Here is a 16,889-nt window from a genome sequence, read left to right as displayed (position 1 = left end):
GGATGTTTTTTCTGAATGCTCCTAAAGGTCTGTTCTCGTTGTAATTCAGGGATCAAGCTGATAAACTGAAAAGAATAACTTAAAATAAATGGTTAATGCTAGTAAACACAGAATAGTAAGCAACATGTCAAAAAGAGTGGAGCGATTCCATGGACGGCAAAAAAACGAATAAAAAAGATACAAATGTAATCTTATACCCAGGTCTTGTTAAGCGCTTAATTGAAAAGGGAATGGATGCTCTAAAAGCGAAGGATGCAACGGCAGCTTATAATCATTTCCTTACAGCAGAGCAATATGAACCAGATCACCCGCAAGTAAGATTTGGAAAAGTATTGAGTCTTGTGGAGCTTGGTAGATTAGAAGAAGCGGTTACTCATACGAGTGCTCTTTTAAATGAAGGAATTGGGGAATATTACGATAATCTTCAAGTACATATTTCTTTGTTGGTACAATTAGGTCACTATCAAGAAGTAGTAGATATGCTAGAAGCAGTTTTGAGTGAAAATAATGTGCCTGCTCAATTTGCTGAATCGTTTTATCAGCTGCTTCATTTCAGCAGACAGATGATCGATGATTCTGTATTACTTGCAAATATTGATGACGAAACGATGAATGAAAGTCAAGATGATGAGCAATCTGTCATCCAAGAAATAAGCAATGATTTAAAAAGCGGTTCGATTGAGATACAGTGGAAGGCCTTGCAGGTTTTAAAGGATCGCCCATATAAGGATGCCTTGGAAGTGTTAGTTACATACATAGAAGATTCACAAAAAGATTGGCTGCTGCGAAGCTTTGCCTTAGAGATTTTACATACAAAGAACTACCACGCAGAAGTCTATATTAAAAAATCTAAAAAAGAACAAAAAGTCATCCCTAGTCAATTAAAAGCAGTGAATGAGCAGCCTTTTGCTGTAGAAGTAAAAGAGGCGCTGCAAGACAGCTTAGAGCATAAAGATCCTCTATTAAAAGAGATGGCTGAACAAATTGGCGGTTTGCATTTATTTGCCTGGTATCCATTTATTCCGACCCCTGAAAATGCTTCTTTATGGGCTGCCGTTTATCACTTTCTTGCAAGTGAGAGACTTGGGCTTGATGAATCGATCAGTGAAATAGCCGATTTGTATAGTACTGATGATGATGCATTAGAAAAAAGAGCTAGAGAAGTTGCTAAACTAGAAGAAAAAGTATTTGAGGCATATACTCATTTTATGCAATAAAAGATGGGTAGACCGCATCACTAAAAAGTAGATTTTAGTCAAGGGGATAATCAAAACAAGATTGATTTGAAAACACATAGTGTTATGTTATAATAGAATGGTTGTAAATCATGAACAGTATAAAAATCGTTCGCATTGCGAACATGTGTATAGTTGGAGGGAAAGAGTTATGACTGCAAAATGGGAAAAGTTAGAAGGAAACGAAGGCGTTTTAACAATTGATGTTGAAGCAGAGAAAGTAGATGCTGCACTTGATGCTGCATTCAAAAAGGTAGCAAAGAAAGTAAACGTACCAGGATTCCGTAAAGGAAAAGTACCTCGTTCTTTATTTGAAAAACAATTTGGTGTAGAAGCTCTATATCAAGATGCATTAGATATTCTTCTGCCAGAAGCGTATGCTGCAGCAATCGATGAGACAAACATTGAGCCTGTAGATCGTCCTGAGATCGATATCGAAACAATGGAAAAAGGAAGCAACCTTGTTTTCACTGCTAAAGTTGTTGTGAAGCCAGAAGTTACTCTAGGCGAGTACAAAGGTCTTGAAGTAGAAGAGCAAGATACAACAGTAACAGATGAGGATGTAGAAGCAGAACTTACTCAGCTTCAAAATCGTCATGCTGAACTAGTTGTTGTTGAAGACGGCGCAATCGAAAACGGCGATACTGCTGTTATCGACTTTGAAGGTTTCGTTGACGGCGCTGCTTTTGAAGGCGGACAAGCTGAAAACTATTCACTTGAAATTGGTTCAAACCAATTCATCCCTGGATTTGAAGAGCAATTAGTTGGTCTTAAAGCTGGAGACGAAAAAGATGTAGAAGTAAACTTCCCAGAAGAATACCATGCTGAAGATCTAGCTGGTAAAGCTGCTACATTCAAAGTGAAAGTACACGATATTAAGCGTAAAGAGTTACCTGCACTTGACGATGAGTTTGCTAAAGATGCAAATGAAAATGTAGAAACTCTTGATGAGCTTAAAAAAGAAATCAAAGATAAGCTTCAAAAAGAAAAAGAGCAAGCGGCTGACACTGAAATCCGTGACACTCTAGTTGAAAAAGCAGCTGAAAATGCTACAGTTGACATTCCAGAAGCTATGGTAACAACTGAAACAGACCGCATGCTTCAAGAGTTCGAACAACGCCTGCAAATGCAAGGTATGAACCTTGAAATGTACTACCAATTCGCTGGTCAAGATGAGGAAGCGATGCGTGAGCAGTTCAAAAAAGATGCAGAAAAACGTGTACGCATTAACCTTACTCTAGAAGCAATTGCTAATGCAGAAAACATTGAAGCAACAGATGCAGATGTTGATGCTGAACTAGAAAAAATGGCTGAAATGTACCAACGTTCTGTTGAAGAATTAAAAACAATCTTCGCTGCGCAAGGCGGAACTGAAGGCATTAAAGGCGACCTTAAAATCCAAAAAGCTGTTGAACTGCTTGTTGAAAACAGCAAAAAAGCATAACTTTAGGTTTGAGTTTAATCAAAAGGTGATAAATAAGACAAGGCGCACAATTTGTGCCTTGTCTTTATCTCATTTAAAAGACTTCTAAGAAATCTGTCCGTTGTGAGGTATGTTTCTAATCTCTTATGAACAAGATGTATGTAGCGCTTCAAGTAATCCATACGTGTATACTCGTCAGATCAATATTCTCCTAAGGTGAAAATCGTATCATTCTTTAAAACGTTGAACGAAGAAAGTTTGAATGAAGAAAGAGGATTTTTTAGGGTGAATCTTGAATGTATACTAAATCCACACATAAACTAAATAAAGAAAGAACTTGTCAGCATGATAAAGTAAGTAGTTTGAATTATTTGTACATAGCAGCAGAGCTTTTTTTAACGGGTTTTACGGGTTATGTGTTACAATGGCTTGACGAAGCTAATGAACCATGCCCATCATACTTTCATTTACGTCGTGTATAACTCTCCATGAAGGGTCATCAATAGGCAAAAGATGACACTTGATGGTAAAATATTCGTGAGGGGTGATTTGATGTTTAAATTTAATGAAGATAAAGGACAGCTTAAATGTTCTTTTTGTGGAAAAACTCAAGATCAGGTCCGTAAGTTAGTTGCAGGTCCTGGTGTGTATATATGTGATGAATGTATTGAACTTTGCACAGAAATCGTAGAAGAGGAGCTTGGCGGTGAAGAGGAAGTTGAATTCCAAGAGGTTCCTAAGCCTCAAGAGATCCGTCAAATCTTAGATGATTATGTAATTGGTCAAGATCAAGCGAAGAAGTCGCTCTCAGTCGCTGTTTACAATCACTATAAGCGTATTAACTCCATGAACCGCTCTGAAGAAGTGGAGCTGGCTAAAAGTAATATCGCGATGATTGGACCGACAGGAAGCGGGAAAACTCTTCTTGCTCAGACATTAGCACGCATTCTAAATGTTCCTTTCGCGATTGCTGATGCAACATCGCTTACAGAAGCAGGTTATGTAGGGGAAGATGTCGAGAACATCTTACTTAAATTAATTCAAGCTGCTGACTATGATGTGGAGAAAGCAGAAAAAGGAATTATCTATATTGATGAGATTGATAAAGTAGCTCGCAAATCTGAAAATCCATCGATTACAAGAGATGTTTCAGGTGAAGGTGTGCAGCAAGCATTACTGAAGATCCTTGAAGGAACAACAGCAAGCGTTCCTCCTCAAGGCGGACGTAAGCATCCTCATCAAGAATTTATTCAAATTGATACAACGAATGTATTGTTCATCTGCGGCGGAGCATTTGATGGAATCGAGCAGATTATCAAACGCCGTTTAGGTAAAAAGGTGATCGGTTTTGGTTCAGAAGTGAAGCAAGAAGAATTAAAGCCAGGCGAATACCTAAGCAAAGTATTACCAGAAGATCTTCTGCGCTTTGGTCTGATCCCAGAATTTATCGGCCGTCTTCCGGTTATCTCAAGTCTTGAGCCGCTTGATACAGATGCTCTTGTTGAGATTCTGACGAAGCCTAAAAATGCTTTAGTAAAGCAATACCAAAAATTGCTTGAGCTTGATGATGTTGAATTAGAGTTCACTGATGAGGCATTAGTGGAAATTGCGAAAAAAGCGATCGAGCGTAAAACAGGAGCCCGTGGCCTTCGTTCGATTATTGAGGGAATCATGCTAGATGTAATGTTTGACCTTCCTTCGCGTTCCGATGTTGTAACATGTGTGATTCATGATAAATGCATCACTGAAAATGCACTGCCAATCTTAAAAACAGAAGATGGTACTGAAATTTCGCTGTCTAAAGAAGAGCCTAAGGAAAGTGCTTAATGCTTCTTAAACACATCTCCCAATGAGGAGATGTGTTTTTTTATATTGTAATCTCAGCCTTCCTGCATGAATTTATAGAAGTAATGAGTTTTGTGGTTAGTGTCGTTGTTGTCGGTCATACTAATAAAAACAAATTAAGCAACAAATCAATTTAAAGTAAAAAGACAATTTAACTGAGAAGAACATTCTAATCAGAAAAACAATTTATGACGACATCAGGAGGTTACAGGATGAATTGGACAGGTATTGCTTTAATCATTCAGTTAGTGTTTGGCGTGATTATCGGGGTGTACTTTTGGAATTTGTTAAAAACTCAACGCAACCAACGTGTGACCATTGATAGAGATTCAAAAAAAGAGATGGAACAATTAAGAAAGATGAGAGAAATTCAGTTGAGCGAACCTCTATCGGAGAAAGTAAGACCGATCAGTTTTGATGATATTGTGGGGCAGGAAGAAGGAATCAGGTCATTGCGTGCGGCGTTATGCGGACCAAATCCTCAACACGTTATTGTATATGGACCGCCTGGTGTCGGTAAGACAGCTGCTGCACGTTTAGTATTAGAAGAGGCAAAAAAGAACAGCCAATCCCCATTTCGTCAAGATGCTGTGTTCATTGAATTAGATGGAACCACAGCAAGATTTGATGAAAGAGGAATTGCTGATCCGTTAATTGGATCGGTTCATGATCCGATTTATCAAGGAGCAGGAGCGATGGGACAAGCCGGAATTCCCCAGCCTAAGCACGGAGCTGTGACGAAGGCTCATGGCGGGGTATTATTTATTGATGAAATTGGTGAGCTTCATTCCATTCAGCTGAATAAATTATTAAAAGTGCTGGAAGATCGTAAAGTATTCCTAGAGAGTGCGTATTATAGTGAAGAAAATCAGCAAATTCCAAAACATATTCATGAGATTTTTCAAAAAGGACTGCCGGCAGATTTTAGAATGATCGGTGCAACAACAAGAACACCCCAAGAGCTGCCTCCGGCCATCAGATCAAGATGTCTTGAAGTGTATTTCCGTGCCTTAAAGCCACAGGAAATTATCTTGATTGCTCAAAAAGCGATTAATAAACTTTCTTTTAAAGCAGAAGAAAGTGCACTAGAGAGAATCGCTAAATATGCAACAAATGGACGTGAAGCTGTAAATATTGTTCAAATCGCTTCTGGTGTCGCGACCTCAGAAGGGCGAGAAGAAGTCACACTGCGTGATGTAGAATGGGTGCTGCATGCCAGTCAGCTTACACCTCGTCCGGAGCGAAAGATTCACGAAGATTCAGCGGTAGGGTTAGTGAATGGTCTTGCAGTATTTGGACCGAATATGGGCGCCTTGCTTGAAATTGAAGTGAATGTGATCGATAACCCTGGCAAAGGAACGGTAAATATAACAGGTATTGCAGAGGAAGAAAGTACAGGCAATCAAATGCGTTCAATAAGAAGAAAGAGTATGGCTAAAGGCTCTGTGGAAAATGTCGTAACGGTTCTTAGAAGAATGGGCATCCCCACTCAGGATTATGATGTCCATGTGAACTTTCCAGGAGGAGGACCTGTTGATGGCCCGTCTGCCGGAATCGCCATCGCCACTGGTATTTTCTCTGCCATTCAAAAGCAAAAAATAAAAAATACTGTAGCGATGACAGGAGAGCTTGGGATCCATGGCTCGGTTAAGCCGATCGGAGGAGTGGTAGCCAAGGTAGAAGCGGCTAAGCTTGCCGGTGCCACAACCGTGATTATCCCTAAAGAAAACGAACAAGCAATCTTGCAAGAGGTAAAGGGCATTGAGATTGTTGCAGTCACTCATTTAGATGAAGTGTTAGATCTTGCTTTAGAAGCGGTTGAGACAGAGGAAGCAGTTATTCCAGCAAGTACAACTCTTGATTCTTCGGTTACGCCGGTATAGGACAGAAACTTTGATCTAACGACTATCATTAGACAAAGAATGGGGGATAAGATAAAATTAATGAAGATCAAATTCGAATCTTTTAGCAATTAAGCCAGAACAATCCAACACATTATAGACTTAAACGATTTGTTTAGGTTAACGTATGGGTGATTAGGGTATTGATTCGGAACTAGGAAATTTGGAGGTGTATGCGGATGGTCGCAGAAAAGACAAAACGACGAATTCCGCTTCTGCCTTTACGCGGATTGCTCGTCTTTCCATCGATGGTTCTGCATTTAGATGTGGGACGGGCAAAATCGGTACAGGCATTAGAATTTGCAATGAATGAAGATGAAGAAATCCTTTTATCTACTCAAAAGGAAATTTCAATTGACGAGCCGACTGAAGATGAGATTTATTCAATTGGAACGATCGCTAAAATTAAACAGCTGTTAAAGCTTCCGAACGGTACGGTTCGTATTCACGTAGAAGGACTTTATCGTGCTGAGATTGAACAGTATGTAGACAATGAGGAATTTCTTGAAGTAGACATTTCTCCATTAACAGAAGAACAAAAAGAACGTACAACAGAAACGCAAGCGATTATGCGAAGCTTGTTAGAGATGTTTGAACAATATACAAAAGTAAGCAAGAAAGTTTCCCAAGAAACGCTTGCGACTGTTTCTGACATTACAGCACCAGGTCGTTTTGCAGATGTTTTAGCATCTAATCTTCCATTGAAGCTTGCTGAAAAACAAGAACTTCTTGAGATGAATAATGTTGTTGAAAGACTTCTTCATTTAATCGATATATTAAATAACGAACAAGAAGTGTTAGGTCTTGAGAAGAAGATCGGCCAGCGAGTGAAGAAATCAATGGAAAAGACGCAAAAGGAATATTATTTGCGTGAACAAATGAAAGCGATCCAAAAGGAACTTGGAGATCGTGAAGGACGAGGCGGAGAAGTCGCTACGCTGCGTGAGAAGATTGAAGAAGCTGAGATGCCTGAATCAGTGGAAGAAAAAGCATTAAAAGAGCTTGACCGGTATGAAAAGATGCCTGCTAATTCTGCAGAAAGCTCTGTATTACGAAATTATATTGAATGGCTGATTCAACTTCCATGGGTATATGAAACAGAAGACCAATTAGATGTTAACCGCGCAGAAGAGATTTTAAATGAAGATCACTACGGGCTTGAAAAAGTGAAAGAACGTGTGCTTGAATACTTAGCTGTTCAGCAATTAACGAATGAGTTAAAAGGACCAATTCTTTGTTTGTCCGGCCCTCCTGGGGTAGGTAAAACGTCGTTAGCCCGCTCAATTGCACGTTCTCTTGATCGGGAATTTGTACGAATCTCTCTAGGCGGGGTAAGGGATGAAGCAGAGATCCGCGGCCATCGCCGTACATATGTGGGGGCTATGCCTGGCCGTATGATACAAGGGATGAAGAAAGCTGGATCCATTAATCCTGTTTTCTTACTAGATGAAATAGATAAGATGGCTAATGATTTTCGTGGAGACCCTTCGTCTGCCTTGCTAGAAGTGCTGGATCCTGAGCAAAATCATAATTTCAGTGATCATTATATTGAAGAGCCGTATAATCTATCTAAAGTCATGTTTGTGACAACAGCGAATAATATTGCAACGATTCCAGGACCTCTTCGTGACAGAATGGAAATGATTCATATTGCAGGATATACCGAAGTCGAAAAGATGCAAATCGCCAAAAATTATTTGCTGCCAAAACAAATGAAAGATCATGGTATTAAAAAGTCGATGATGCAAGTAAAGGATGAAGCAATTCAAAAGGTAATCCGCTATTATACCAGGGAAGCAGGGGTTCGTAATTTAGAGCGTCAGCTGGCAACCCTCTGTCGTAAAGCAGCAAAAATGATCGTAACAGGTACAAAAAAGCGTGTTATACTTACAGCTAAGACAGTAGAAGACATGTTAGGAAAACCTCGTTTTCGTTATGGTCAGGCAGAAGAAGAGGATCAAGTGGGAGCAGCTACTGGTCTGGCTTATACTTCTGCAGGAGGAGACACCCTGTCTATTGAGGTTTCATTAGCCCCAGGAAAAGGGAAGTTAACGCTGACTGGAAAATTGGGTGATGTGATGAAAGAGTCTGCTCAAGCGGCCTTTAGTTATATTCGAGCAAGATCTAAGGAGCTTGAGATCGAGCCTGACTTCCATGAGAAAAATGATATCCATATTCATGTACCTGAAGGAGCAACGCCTAAAGATGGCCCTTCAGCAGGTATAACGATGGCCACCGCTTTAATTTCTGCATTAACAGGCAGAGTGGTTAAAAAAGAAGTGGGGATGACTGGAGAAATTACGCTAAGAGGCCGTGTTTTACCGATTGGCGGTCTAAAAGAGAAGTCAATGAGTGCTCACAGAGCAGGGCTTAAAACCATCATCATCCCAAAAGATAATGAGAAAGACTTAGAAGATGTGCCAGAGAGTGTACGTGAAGATTTAAACTATATCCTTGTAGGGCACTTAGATGACGTCTTAAAGCATGCGTTGGGAGAGAAGAAATGAAAGTAACAAAAGCAGAATTATTTACAGTTGCTGTAAAACCTGAGCAGTACCCTAATACACCATTACCGGAGATTGCCTTAGCTGGGCGTTCAAATGTGGGGAAATCCTCTTTTATTAATAAAATGATTAACCGCAAAAGCCTTGCCCGTACATCGCAGCGTCCTGGTAAAACACAAACGTTAAATTTTTATGCGATTAATGAGCAGCTCCATTTTGTAGATGTTCCGGGATACGGGTTTGCAAAGGTGTCGAAAAAAGAACGTGAAGCATGGGGAAAGATGATTGAAACGTACATTCAGCAGCGTGAACAGCTGCGCGCTGTTGTTCAGTTAATTGATGTTCGTCATAAGCCAACAGAAGATGATAAGCTCATGTATGAGTGGTTAAAGCATTTTGACATTCCCGTTATTGTCATTGCGACGAAATGCGATAAAATTCCTAAAGGCAAGTGGCAAAAGCATTTGAAGGTCATCTCAGAAGAGTTGTCAAAGCATGAGGAAGATCCGCTGCTGTTATTCTCATCTGAATCAGGTCATGGGAAAGAACAAGCATGGAAAACAATAATGCATTACGCAACGAGATAAAAAATCAAAAGGTTTGCATCAAATTGATGCAGACCTTTTGATTTTGTTATTACTTTCGTTTTAAAATAAAGACAACGCCAAGAATAATCAGGACAACAGGCCATAAATCTAGTAAAATGGTTGGTATTGATCCGATGGTTGATTGAGTGGTTGACTCAATAGCGTCGAGTGGGTTAAATGACATAAAACCTATGATGGCAATAACCGTGAGAAGGAGACCTGGGATCAACCCTTCTTTTTTTGTGCGGAGATAGACGAATAAAAAAGAAATACCGACAATGAGGGTATACATTCCCCAATGATCGGGCCATGATGGAAGAAGGGCTAGTCCGTGAAAATGAACTCCTAAGCCAGTTAATAAGAGGCCAGGGAATAAGGAATGAGTTTCTTTTCCGAGCGTGGCCTGCAGTAAGAAGGCAACCCCTATGATGACTAATATCGACGGCCAGCTTGCTAGCTGTTCTTTATAAGGGAATTGATATTGATTCACGAGAAAATAGAGCCCAAGTCCTATAAGTAATACTCCAGGAAAGATTCTTTTCGGCTTTACGCTTCGTTGCTGCTTCATATTAAGGTCCTCCCAAAAATAATCAGTTATTAATTTGGTCACATTTCATATGTCATAAGCGGATCAATCCTATGGTAATCTGACATATAGTAACAAAGAAATGGTTATGCTAAAAGGAAAGAATTCACTAACGTGCCAGTGTCTTTATGTAATACCAACATAATAGCATAGGCTTCATGATCTGTTCACAAATTCTTTTTTGTGTGTTTAGACAGACATGTTATAATAAGTTCAGTAAAGGGTAAAGGATAAACTATTACCTAATTTGATCGATTTTTGTAAGATCCTGTTATGCTCTCACTTGAGTGTATGAAGGACATGATAGATATTAATTGAGAGATATCGAACGGTGGGGGTGTAGGAAGAATGCATATTATAGTTGTTGGTTTAAATTATAAAACAGCCCCAGTTGAGATGCGTGAGAAGTTTGCCTTTCAAGAAGCTGAAATGCCAATTGCTCTTAATCAATTACGTAATATGAAGAGTATTTTAGAGTGCACGATTATCTCTACGTGCAATCGAACGGAAATTTACGTAGTGGCTGACCAGCTTCATACAGGACGTCATTTCACGAAAACCTTCCTTGCAGATTGGTTTCAATTATCTAAAGACGAAGTGTCTCCGTATTTAGATATTCGTGAAGACCATCATGCGATTGAGCATTTATTTAGAGTCGCATGTGGACTAGATTCTATGATCTTAGGAGAAACGCAGATTCTAGGACAGGTTCGAGACAGCTTCCTCTTAGCGCAAAAAGAACAAGCAACTGGAACGATTTTTAATCATCTATTTAAGCAGGCAGTAACATTAGCCAAGCGTGCACATTCTGGTACAGAGATCGGACAACATGCAGTATCAGTCAGCTACGCAGCTGTCGAGCTTGGTAAAAATATATTCGGGGATTTTACTGGCAAGCATGTTCTTATTTTAGGGGCCGGTAAAATGAGTGAGTTAACTGCAAAGCATTTGCATGCGAACGGGGCAGAGAAGATTACGGTTATTAACCGTACAGAAGCTCGTGCCGCGGAACTTGCTGCGCGTTTTCTCGGACAAGCAAGACCGTTTGAAGAGCTTCAAGAGGCGCTCGTTGATGCTGATATCTTAATCAGCTCAACAGGAGCTCGTGATTTTGTTGTGTCTAAAGATATGATGGCTCAAACACTGAAAAAGCGTAAAGGCAGTCCGCTGTTTATGGTGGATATTGCTGTGCCACGTGATCTTGATCCTGCCTTAGCAGATCTTGATGATGTGTATTTATATGATATTGATGATCTGCAAAATATCGTAGAAGCTAACTTAGAAGAGCGTAAGCGCGAAGCTGAAAAAATTGAGCTTATGGTTGAAATGGAAATTGATGAATTTAAATCATGGCTTAATACGTTAGGAGTTGTGCCGATCATTACGGCTCTTCGTACAAAAGCGCTTGCAGTACAAGCGGAAACGATGGAGAGTATTGAGCGCAAGCTGCCTGATTTAACAGAGCGTGAGAAGAAAGTTCTGCGTAAGCATACGAAAAGTATTGTTAATCAACTGCTAAGAGACCCTGTTACAAGAGTAAAGGAACTTGCAGGTGAGCCTGGTTCTGATGATGCGCTTGAGTTATTTACTAAGATCTTTGCGTTAGAAGATGAGCTTGAAGCTCATGAGCGTGAGGTTCGTGTGCGCGAGGCTGAGCAGCAGTGGGAAGCACAGAAGAAAGAGTATGCAACCATTTCAAAAGAGCAAGATGCAGTCGTTCGCTCCTAACGAAAGGAGTGACCTTGGCGGATGAATTGGATTTATCCATTAACGATTGTTTTATATAGTTTAAGTGTATTTGGCTATTTTATTGATTTCTTACAGCAAAACCGGAAAGTCAATCGACTGGCTTTCTGGTTGCTTTCTATAGTATGGGTCTTGCAAACGGTGTATTTCGTGTACCGAGCATTTGAGTTAAATCGATTGCCGTTAATTACCCCGTTTGAAGGGCTCTTTTTTTATGCATGGGTTGTTGTTAGTTCATCGTTGTTAATCAACTGGTACTTTAGAGTCGATTTCCTTGTGTTCTTCACCAATGTGATTGGCTTTAGTATGATGGCATTCAGTTTATTTGTAGACGACAGCGGAATCCCAGAATCACTTTACACGCTGCTTGTATCTGAGCTGTTAATCATCCATATTACCATTATTCTCCTATCATATGCAGCTTTTACTTTATCATTTGCCTTTTCTATTATGTATGTCATCCAACATCAAATGCTGAAGAAAAAACTGTGGGGAAAACGGTTAGTAAGGTTTGGTTCCTTAACAAATCTTGATACACTCGCTAATCGAATGACGATCTTTGCTTTCCCTTTCTTTTTAATTGGCTTAATCCTAGGTTTTGTATGGGCGTACAGTCAGTTTGGCTTTATTCCATTAACGGATGCAAAAGTCATCAGCTCATTGATCGTGTTAGCGGCTTATGCGGTTTATCTTTATCAGCGAGCTGTTCACTACGTGCGAGGATACAATATGGCATTGCTAAATATAGCATGCTTTTTATTACTATTAATTAACTATTTCTTATCTGGTCAATATTCAGAGTTTCATTTATGGGTGTAACTAATTTTTTTCAGGTTCTGCTCATATGATCCTATCTTGATACTTGACCGGTGTATTAATTGGAGGTTTATGAAATGCGTACGATTGTTATTGGTTCACGCCGCAGTAATTTAGCATTAACCCAAACAGATTGGGTTATCAATCAATTAAAGAAAAAAGAAGTCCCTTATAACTTTGAAGTGAAGAAGATTGTGACAAAAGGAGATCGAATTCTTGATGTCACTCTTTCAAAAGTAGGCGGGAAAGGTCTTTTTGTAAAAGAGATTGAGCAGGCTCTTGAAGATAAAGAGATTGACATAGCTGTACACTCCATGAAGGATGTCCCGTCTGTTATGCCTGATGGCTTTTCATTAGCAGCGATTACGGAACGTGAAGATGCGCGTGATGCGTTTATTTCACTCGATCATGTGAAATTAAAAGACTTGCCTAGCGGGGCGATTGTTGGGACAAGCAGCCTTCGTCGTTCTGCTCAGTTGTTAGCAGAGCGTCCTGACCTAGAGGTGAAATGGATCAGAGGGAATGTTGAAACTCGTTTACGTAAATTAAAAGAAGAGGATTTCTCTGCAATTATTTTAGCAGCAGCTGGACTTAATCGTTTAGGCTACTCAGAGGAGTTAGTAACGGAGTATTTAGAGCCTGAAATGTGTGTACCTGCTGTAGGTCAAGGGGCACTAGGACTTGAATGCCGCAGTGATGACCAAGAAGTGATTGAGTTAATTCAAAAGTTAAATGATGAAGCAACAGCTCTTACAGTTACAGCAGAGCGAACGTTCTTGCACAAGATGGAAGGCGGGTGCCAAGTACCAATTGCGGGATATGCAACGATGCAGGAAGACGGGCAGGTTTCTCTTACAGCATTAGTGGGCTCGCCTGATGGTAAGACGATCCTAAAAGATACTGTAGTTGGACAGGATCCTGTCAAAGTGGGCGAAGAAGTCTCAGAGCGCCTTCTTGAAAAAGGGGCTAAAGAAATTTTAGATAAAGTAAAACGTGAGCTGGACTCATAATGGCTACAAATGCACTGTCGGGTAAACATGTCCTTGTAACACGTGCAAAAGATCAAGCTGAACCATTTATTAATCGAATCGAGGAGGCAGGCGGAATTTCTCATGTAATTCCGCTTCTCTTATTTCAGCCAGTCAAGAGTGATCAGCTTGAGAAAGCCATTACGTACATAAATGAATTTGATTGGCTTGTGTTTACTAGCGCGAACGGGGTACGTTTCTTCTTAGAGGAATTGAAAAAAAGGCATTTACCATCCTCATTGAAAGCACGCATTGCGGTAGTAGGTGAAAAAACAGAAGCCGTATTAGATGAATACGGATTAAAAGCAGATCTGCTGCCTGACCGTTATGTAGCAGAAAATTTAGTAGTAGCATTAACCACACATATCACTGCTGGTGAGAAGATTCTAATGCCTAGAGGAAACCTAGGACGTACTCTATTGCCAATAGAGCTCGAAAAGGCTGGGATTGAGGTTTCAGACCTTACCATATACGAAACGGTCTGTCCGCCTGAAGCTAAAGATCAGTTTAGAGCTTTTATAAAAAGCGGTCAGGCTATAGATGTCATTACGTTTACAAGCTCATCTGCGGTTAGACATTTTGCTCAGGTTCTTCATGAGCTTAAAATAGAAAAGCCATTTAAGGATGCTAAGATTGCTTGTATTGGTCCGATTGCAGAAAAAACGGCAACAGAGTTTCATTTAAGCGTAGATATAACAGCTAGTACATACACAATAGAAGGTTTAATTGAAGCGATCATTACCTATTATAAGGAGGCCAAAAAGGTATGAAGAATGTAGAATTTAATCGTCATCGCCGTCTGCGCAATTCAGATAGTGTTCGCCGCATGGTCCGAGAAACGCATGTAAGAGCAGATGATCTCATTTACCCAATTTTTGTTACAGAGGGCGAAGGTGTTAAGAATGAAGTAAACTCAATGCCTGGTGTCTATCAGTGGTCACTTGATCTTGTTGATGCCGAAGTAGAGGAAGTAGCAGCCCTTGGCATCCCATCGATCATCGTGTTTGGTGTGCCAGATGTAAAAGATGAAGTCGGCACATCTGCTTATCATGATCACGGAATTGTACAAAAAGCGATTCGTCAAATTAAATCAAACTATCCGGATTTGACTGTCATCGCGGATACTTGTCTGTGCCAATTTACAGATCATGGCCATTGCGGAGTGATTGAAGGTGGGAAGATTTTAAATGATCCAACTCTAGATCTACTAGCCAAAACAGCGGTTTCACAAGCAGAGGCAGGAGCAGATATTATTGCACCTTCTAATATGATGGACGGGTTCGTTGCAGCGATCCGCCACGGCCTAGATGAAGCAGGGTACCATGATGTACCGATCATGGCTTACTCCGTTAAATACGCTTCAGCATTTTACGGACCTTTCCGTGACGCTGCTCACAGTTCTCCTAAGTTCGGAGACCGTAAAACGTATCAAATGGACCCTGCAAACAGACTAGAAGCCCTGCGTGAGGCACAGTCTGATGTGGAAGAAGGAGCAGATTTTCTCATCGTTAAACCGGCCCTTTCTTACTTAGATGTGATTCGTGAAGTAAAAGATCATTCAGGCTATCCTGTAGTTGCGTATAATGTTAGCGGGGAATACTCGATGGTTAAAGCAGCTAGTCAAAACGGCTGGGTGGATGAGAAAGCCATTGTCCTAGAGAAGATGACGAGCATGAAGCGTGCTGGAGCTGACCTTATTTTAACGTACCATGCAAAAGATGTGGCACGCTGGCTTCAAGAAACGAAGTAAGCTTTGGGCGTTGGTTCAAATACGTGAAATGAAACCGTAATAAAAACGTGGAATCGAAAGGAGAGATGAAAATGCGTACATTTAAAAAATCAGAAGCTGCATTTCAAAAAGCAAAACCATTAATGCCAGGTGGCGTAAACAGCCCTGTACGTGCATTTAAATCAGTGAAAATGGACCCTGTTTATATGGAGAGCGGAAAAGGGTCAAAAATTTATGATATCGATGGAAATGAATACATTGATTATGTTCTTTCGTGGGGGCCGCTTATTTTAGGTCATGCAGATGAGCAAGTAGTGGAGTCGCTTAAAGCGGCTACGGAAAAAGGAACAAGCTTTGGTGCTCCGAGTGAGCTTGAAACAAAACTAGCTGAATTAGTGATTGAGCGAGTACCGTCGATTGAAGTTGTGCGTATGGTGAACTCAGGAACAGAAGCAACAATGAGTGCTCTTCGCCTTGCACGCGGTTATACAGGACGTAACAAGATCTTGAAGTTTGTAGGCTGCTATCATGGCCACGGCGATTCCCTGTTAATTAAAGCTGGGTCGGGTGTTGCTACACTTGGTCTGCCGGATTCACCTGGAGTGCCGGAATCCGTTGCACAAAATACGTTAACGGTGCCGTATAATGATTTAGAAAGCGTAAAGTATGCGTTTGAACAATTCGGCGATGACATTGCTGGTGTAATCGTTGAGCCGGTAGCAGGCAACATGGGCGTTGTCCCTCCAGAGCCAGGATTTTTAGAATCTCTTCGTGAGATCACAGAAGAAAATGGCACGCTGTTAATTTTTGATGAAGTCATGACTGGATTCCGTGTAGGATACAACTGTGCACAAGGGGTTTTAGGCGTGACACCTGATTTAACATGTCTTGGAAAAGTTATTGGAGGCGGTCTTCCTGTAGGAGCTTACGGCGGGAAGCGAGAAATTATGGAACAAATTGCCCCGGCAGGACCAATTTATCAAGCGGGAACCCTTTCAGGAAATCCTTTAGCCATGACAGCCGGATATGAAACACTGTCACAGCTGACACCAGAAGATTATGATCGCTTTGATGTCCTAGCAGCTAAGCTTGCAGATGGTTTATCAGAAGCAGCGACAAAACACGGCATCCCTCACTCAATTAACCGAGCTGGATCGATGGTAGGCTTTTTCTTTACAGATGAGAAAGTAACGAACTTTGAAAAGGCATCCTCTTCAAACTTAGATTACTTTACTCGCTACTTCCAAGAAATGCTCAAGCAAGGCATTTCTCTTCCTCCTTCTCAATTTGAGGGTATGTTCTTATCGACAAAACATACAGATGAGGATATTGAAAAAACGATTGAAGCGGCAGAGGCAGCCTTCGCTGTCTTAAAATAATAAGAGGAACGAATCCTTTAGCGAGGGTTCGTTTTTTTGTTCGCCCAGCATGGGCGAACTCTAACGGGTGAAAGTCCCGAGTACGACCCTGTAGCGGTAAGTACATAGCC

At 40.7% G+C, this 16,889-nt stretch carries 13 protein-coding genes; 12 read left to right on the top strand and 1 reads right to left on the bottom strand.

All coding sequences use genetic code 11. The features are described 5' to 3' along the window. Positions 1-149: 149 nt before the first annotated feature. The 6 genes from A33I_RS12725 to yihA all read left to right on the top strand — a co-directional run bounded on the left by A33I_RS12725 (position 150) and on the right by yihA (position 9,495). Positions 150-1,217: a DUF3196 family protein gene (locus tag A33I_RS12725; protein WP_022628778.1), complete on the top strand. Its 1,068-nt coding sequence runs from the start codon at positions 150-152 to the stop codon at positions 1,215-1,217. Between the two features lie 169 nt (positions 1,218-1,386). Continuing rightward, positions 1,387-2,679, top strand: a complete 1,293-nt coding sequence (gene tig / locus A33I_RS12720; RefSeq protein WP_022628777.1) for a trigger factor — start codon at positions 1,387-1,389, stop codon at positions 2,677-2,679. Between the two features lie 531 nt (positions 2,680-3,210). Further along, the gene (clpX, locus tag A33I_RS12715; RefSeq protein WP_012959939.1) at positions 3,211-4,485 is read left to right on the top strand and encodes an ATP-dependent protease ATP-binding subunit ClpX; all 1,275 of its coding nucleotides are present in this window, start codon (positions 3,211-3,213) and stop codon (positions 4,483-4,485) included. Between the two features lie 230 nt (positions 4,486-4,715). Then, the gene (gene lonB, locus A33I_RS12710) at positions 4,716-6,386 is read left to right on the top strand and encodes an ATP-dependent protease LonB (RefSeq protein WP_022628776.1); all 1,671 of its coding nucleotides are present in this window, start codon (positions 4,716-4,718) and stop codon (positions 6,384-6,386) included. Between the two features lie 197 nt (positions 6,387-6,583). After that, entirely contained in the window at positions 6,584-8,911 is a 2,328-nt protein-coding gene (gene lon / locus A33I_RS12705; protein ID WP_022628775.1) for an endopeptidase La, read from the top strand. Next, a complete protein-coding gene (gene yihA / locus A33I_RS12700; protein WP_022628774.1) occupies positions 8,908-9,495 on the top strand; it encodes a ribosome biogenesis GTP-binding protein YihA/YsxC in 588 nt (195 codons plus the stop codon). The genes lon and yihA overlap by 4 nt, the downstream gene beginning before the upstream one ends. A 49-nt stretch (positions 9,496-9,544) precedes the next feature. Here yihA and A33I_RS12695 read toward each other — a convergent pair whose 3' ends face one another. Beyond that, entirely contained in the window at positions 9,545-10,063 is a 519-nt protein-coding gene (locus tag A33I_RS12695) for a LiaI-LiaF-like domain-containing protein (RefSeq protein WP_022628773.1), read from the bottom strand. A 366-nt stretch (positions 10,064-10,429) separates the two neighbouring features. Between A33I_RS12695 and hemA the strand changes: the two genes are divergently transcribed. From hemA to hemL, 6 genes are all read left to right on the top strand, one after another. Continuing rightward, positions 10,430-11,809: a glutamyl-tRNA reductase gene (gene hemA / locus A33I_RS12690; protein WP_022628772.1), complete on the top strand. Its 1,380-nt coding sequence runs from the start codon at positions 10,430-10,432 to the stop codon at positions 11,807-11,809. Between the two features lie 21 nt (positions 11,810-11,830). Next, positions 11,831-12,646 (top strand): cytochrome C assembly family protein, encoded by an 816-nt coding sequence (locus A33I_RS12685; protein WP_022628771.1) that lies wholly within the window; start codon positions 11,831-11,833, stop codon positions 12,644-12,646. A 74-nt stretch (positions 12,647-12,720) separates the two neighbouring features. Then, positions 12,721-13,653, top strand: a complete 933-nt coding sequence (hemC, locus tag A33I_RS12680) for a hydroxymethylbilane synthase (protein WP_022628770.1) — start codon at positions 12,721-12,723, stop codon at positions 13,651-13,653. Continuing rightward, positions 13,653-14,441 (top strand): uroporphyrinogen-III synthase, encoded by a 789-nt coding sequence (locus A33I_RS12675; RefSeq protein ID WP_022628769.1) that lies wholly within the window; start codon positions 13,653-13,655, stop codon positions 14,439-14,441. The genes hemC and A33I_RS12675 overlap by 1 nt, the downstream gene beginning before the upstream one ends. Further along, entirely contained in the window at positions 14,438-15,421 is a 984-nt protein-coding gene (gene hemB / locus A33I_RS12670; protein ID WP_022628768.1) for a porphobilinogen synthase, read from the top strand. Before A33I_RS12675 ends, hemB begins: the two co-directional genes overlap by 4 nt. 71 nt (positions 15,422-15,492) lie before the next feature. Continuing rightward, on the top strand, positions 15,493-16,779 hold the full coding sequence (hemL, locus tag A33I_RS12665; RefSeq protein ID WP_022628767.1) for a glutamate-1-semialdehyde 2,1-aminomutase: 1,287 nt from the start codon (positions 15,493-15,495) through the stop codon (positions 16,777-16,779). Positions 16,780-16,889: the final 110 nt, after the last annotated feature.

The sequence above is a fragment of the Alkalihalophilus marmarensis DSM 21297 genome, assembly GCF_000474275.2.
Taxonomy (GTDB): Bacteria; Bacillota; Bacilli; order Bacillales; family Bacillaceae_D; genus Alkalihalophilus; species Alkalihalophilus marmarensis.
The sequence above is the reverse complement of the archived record's forward strand: the minus strand, read 5'-3'. Positions and strand labels throughout refer to the sequence as shown.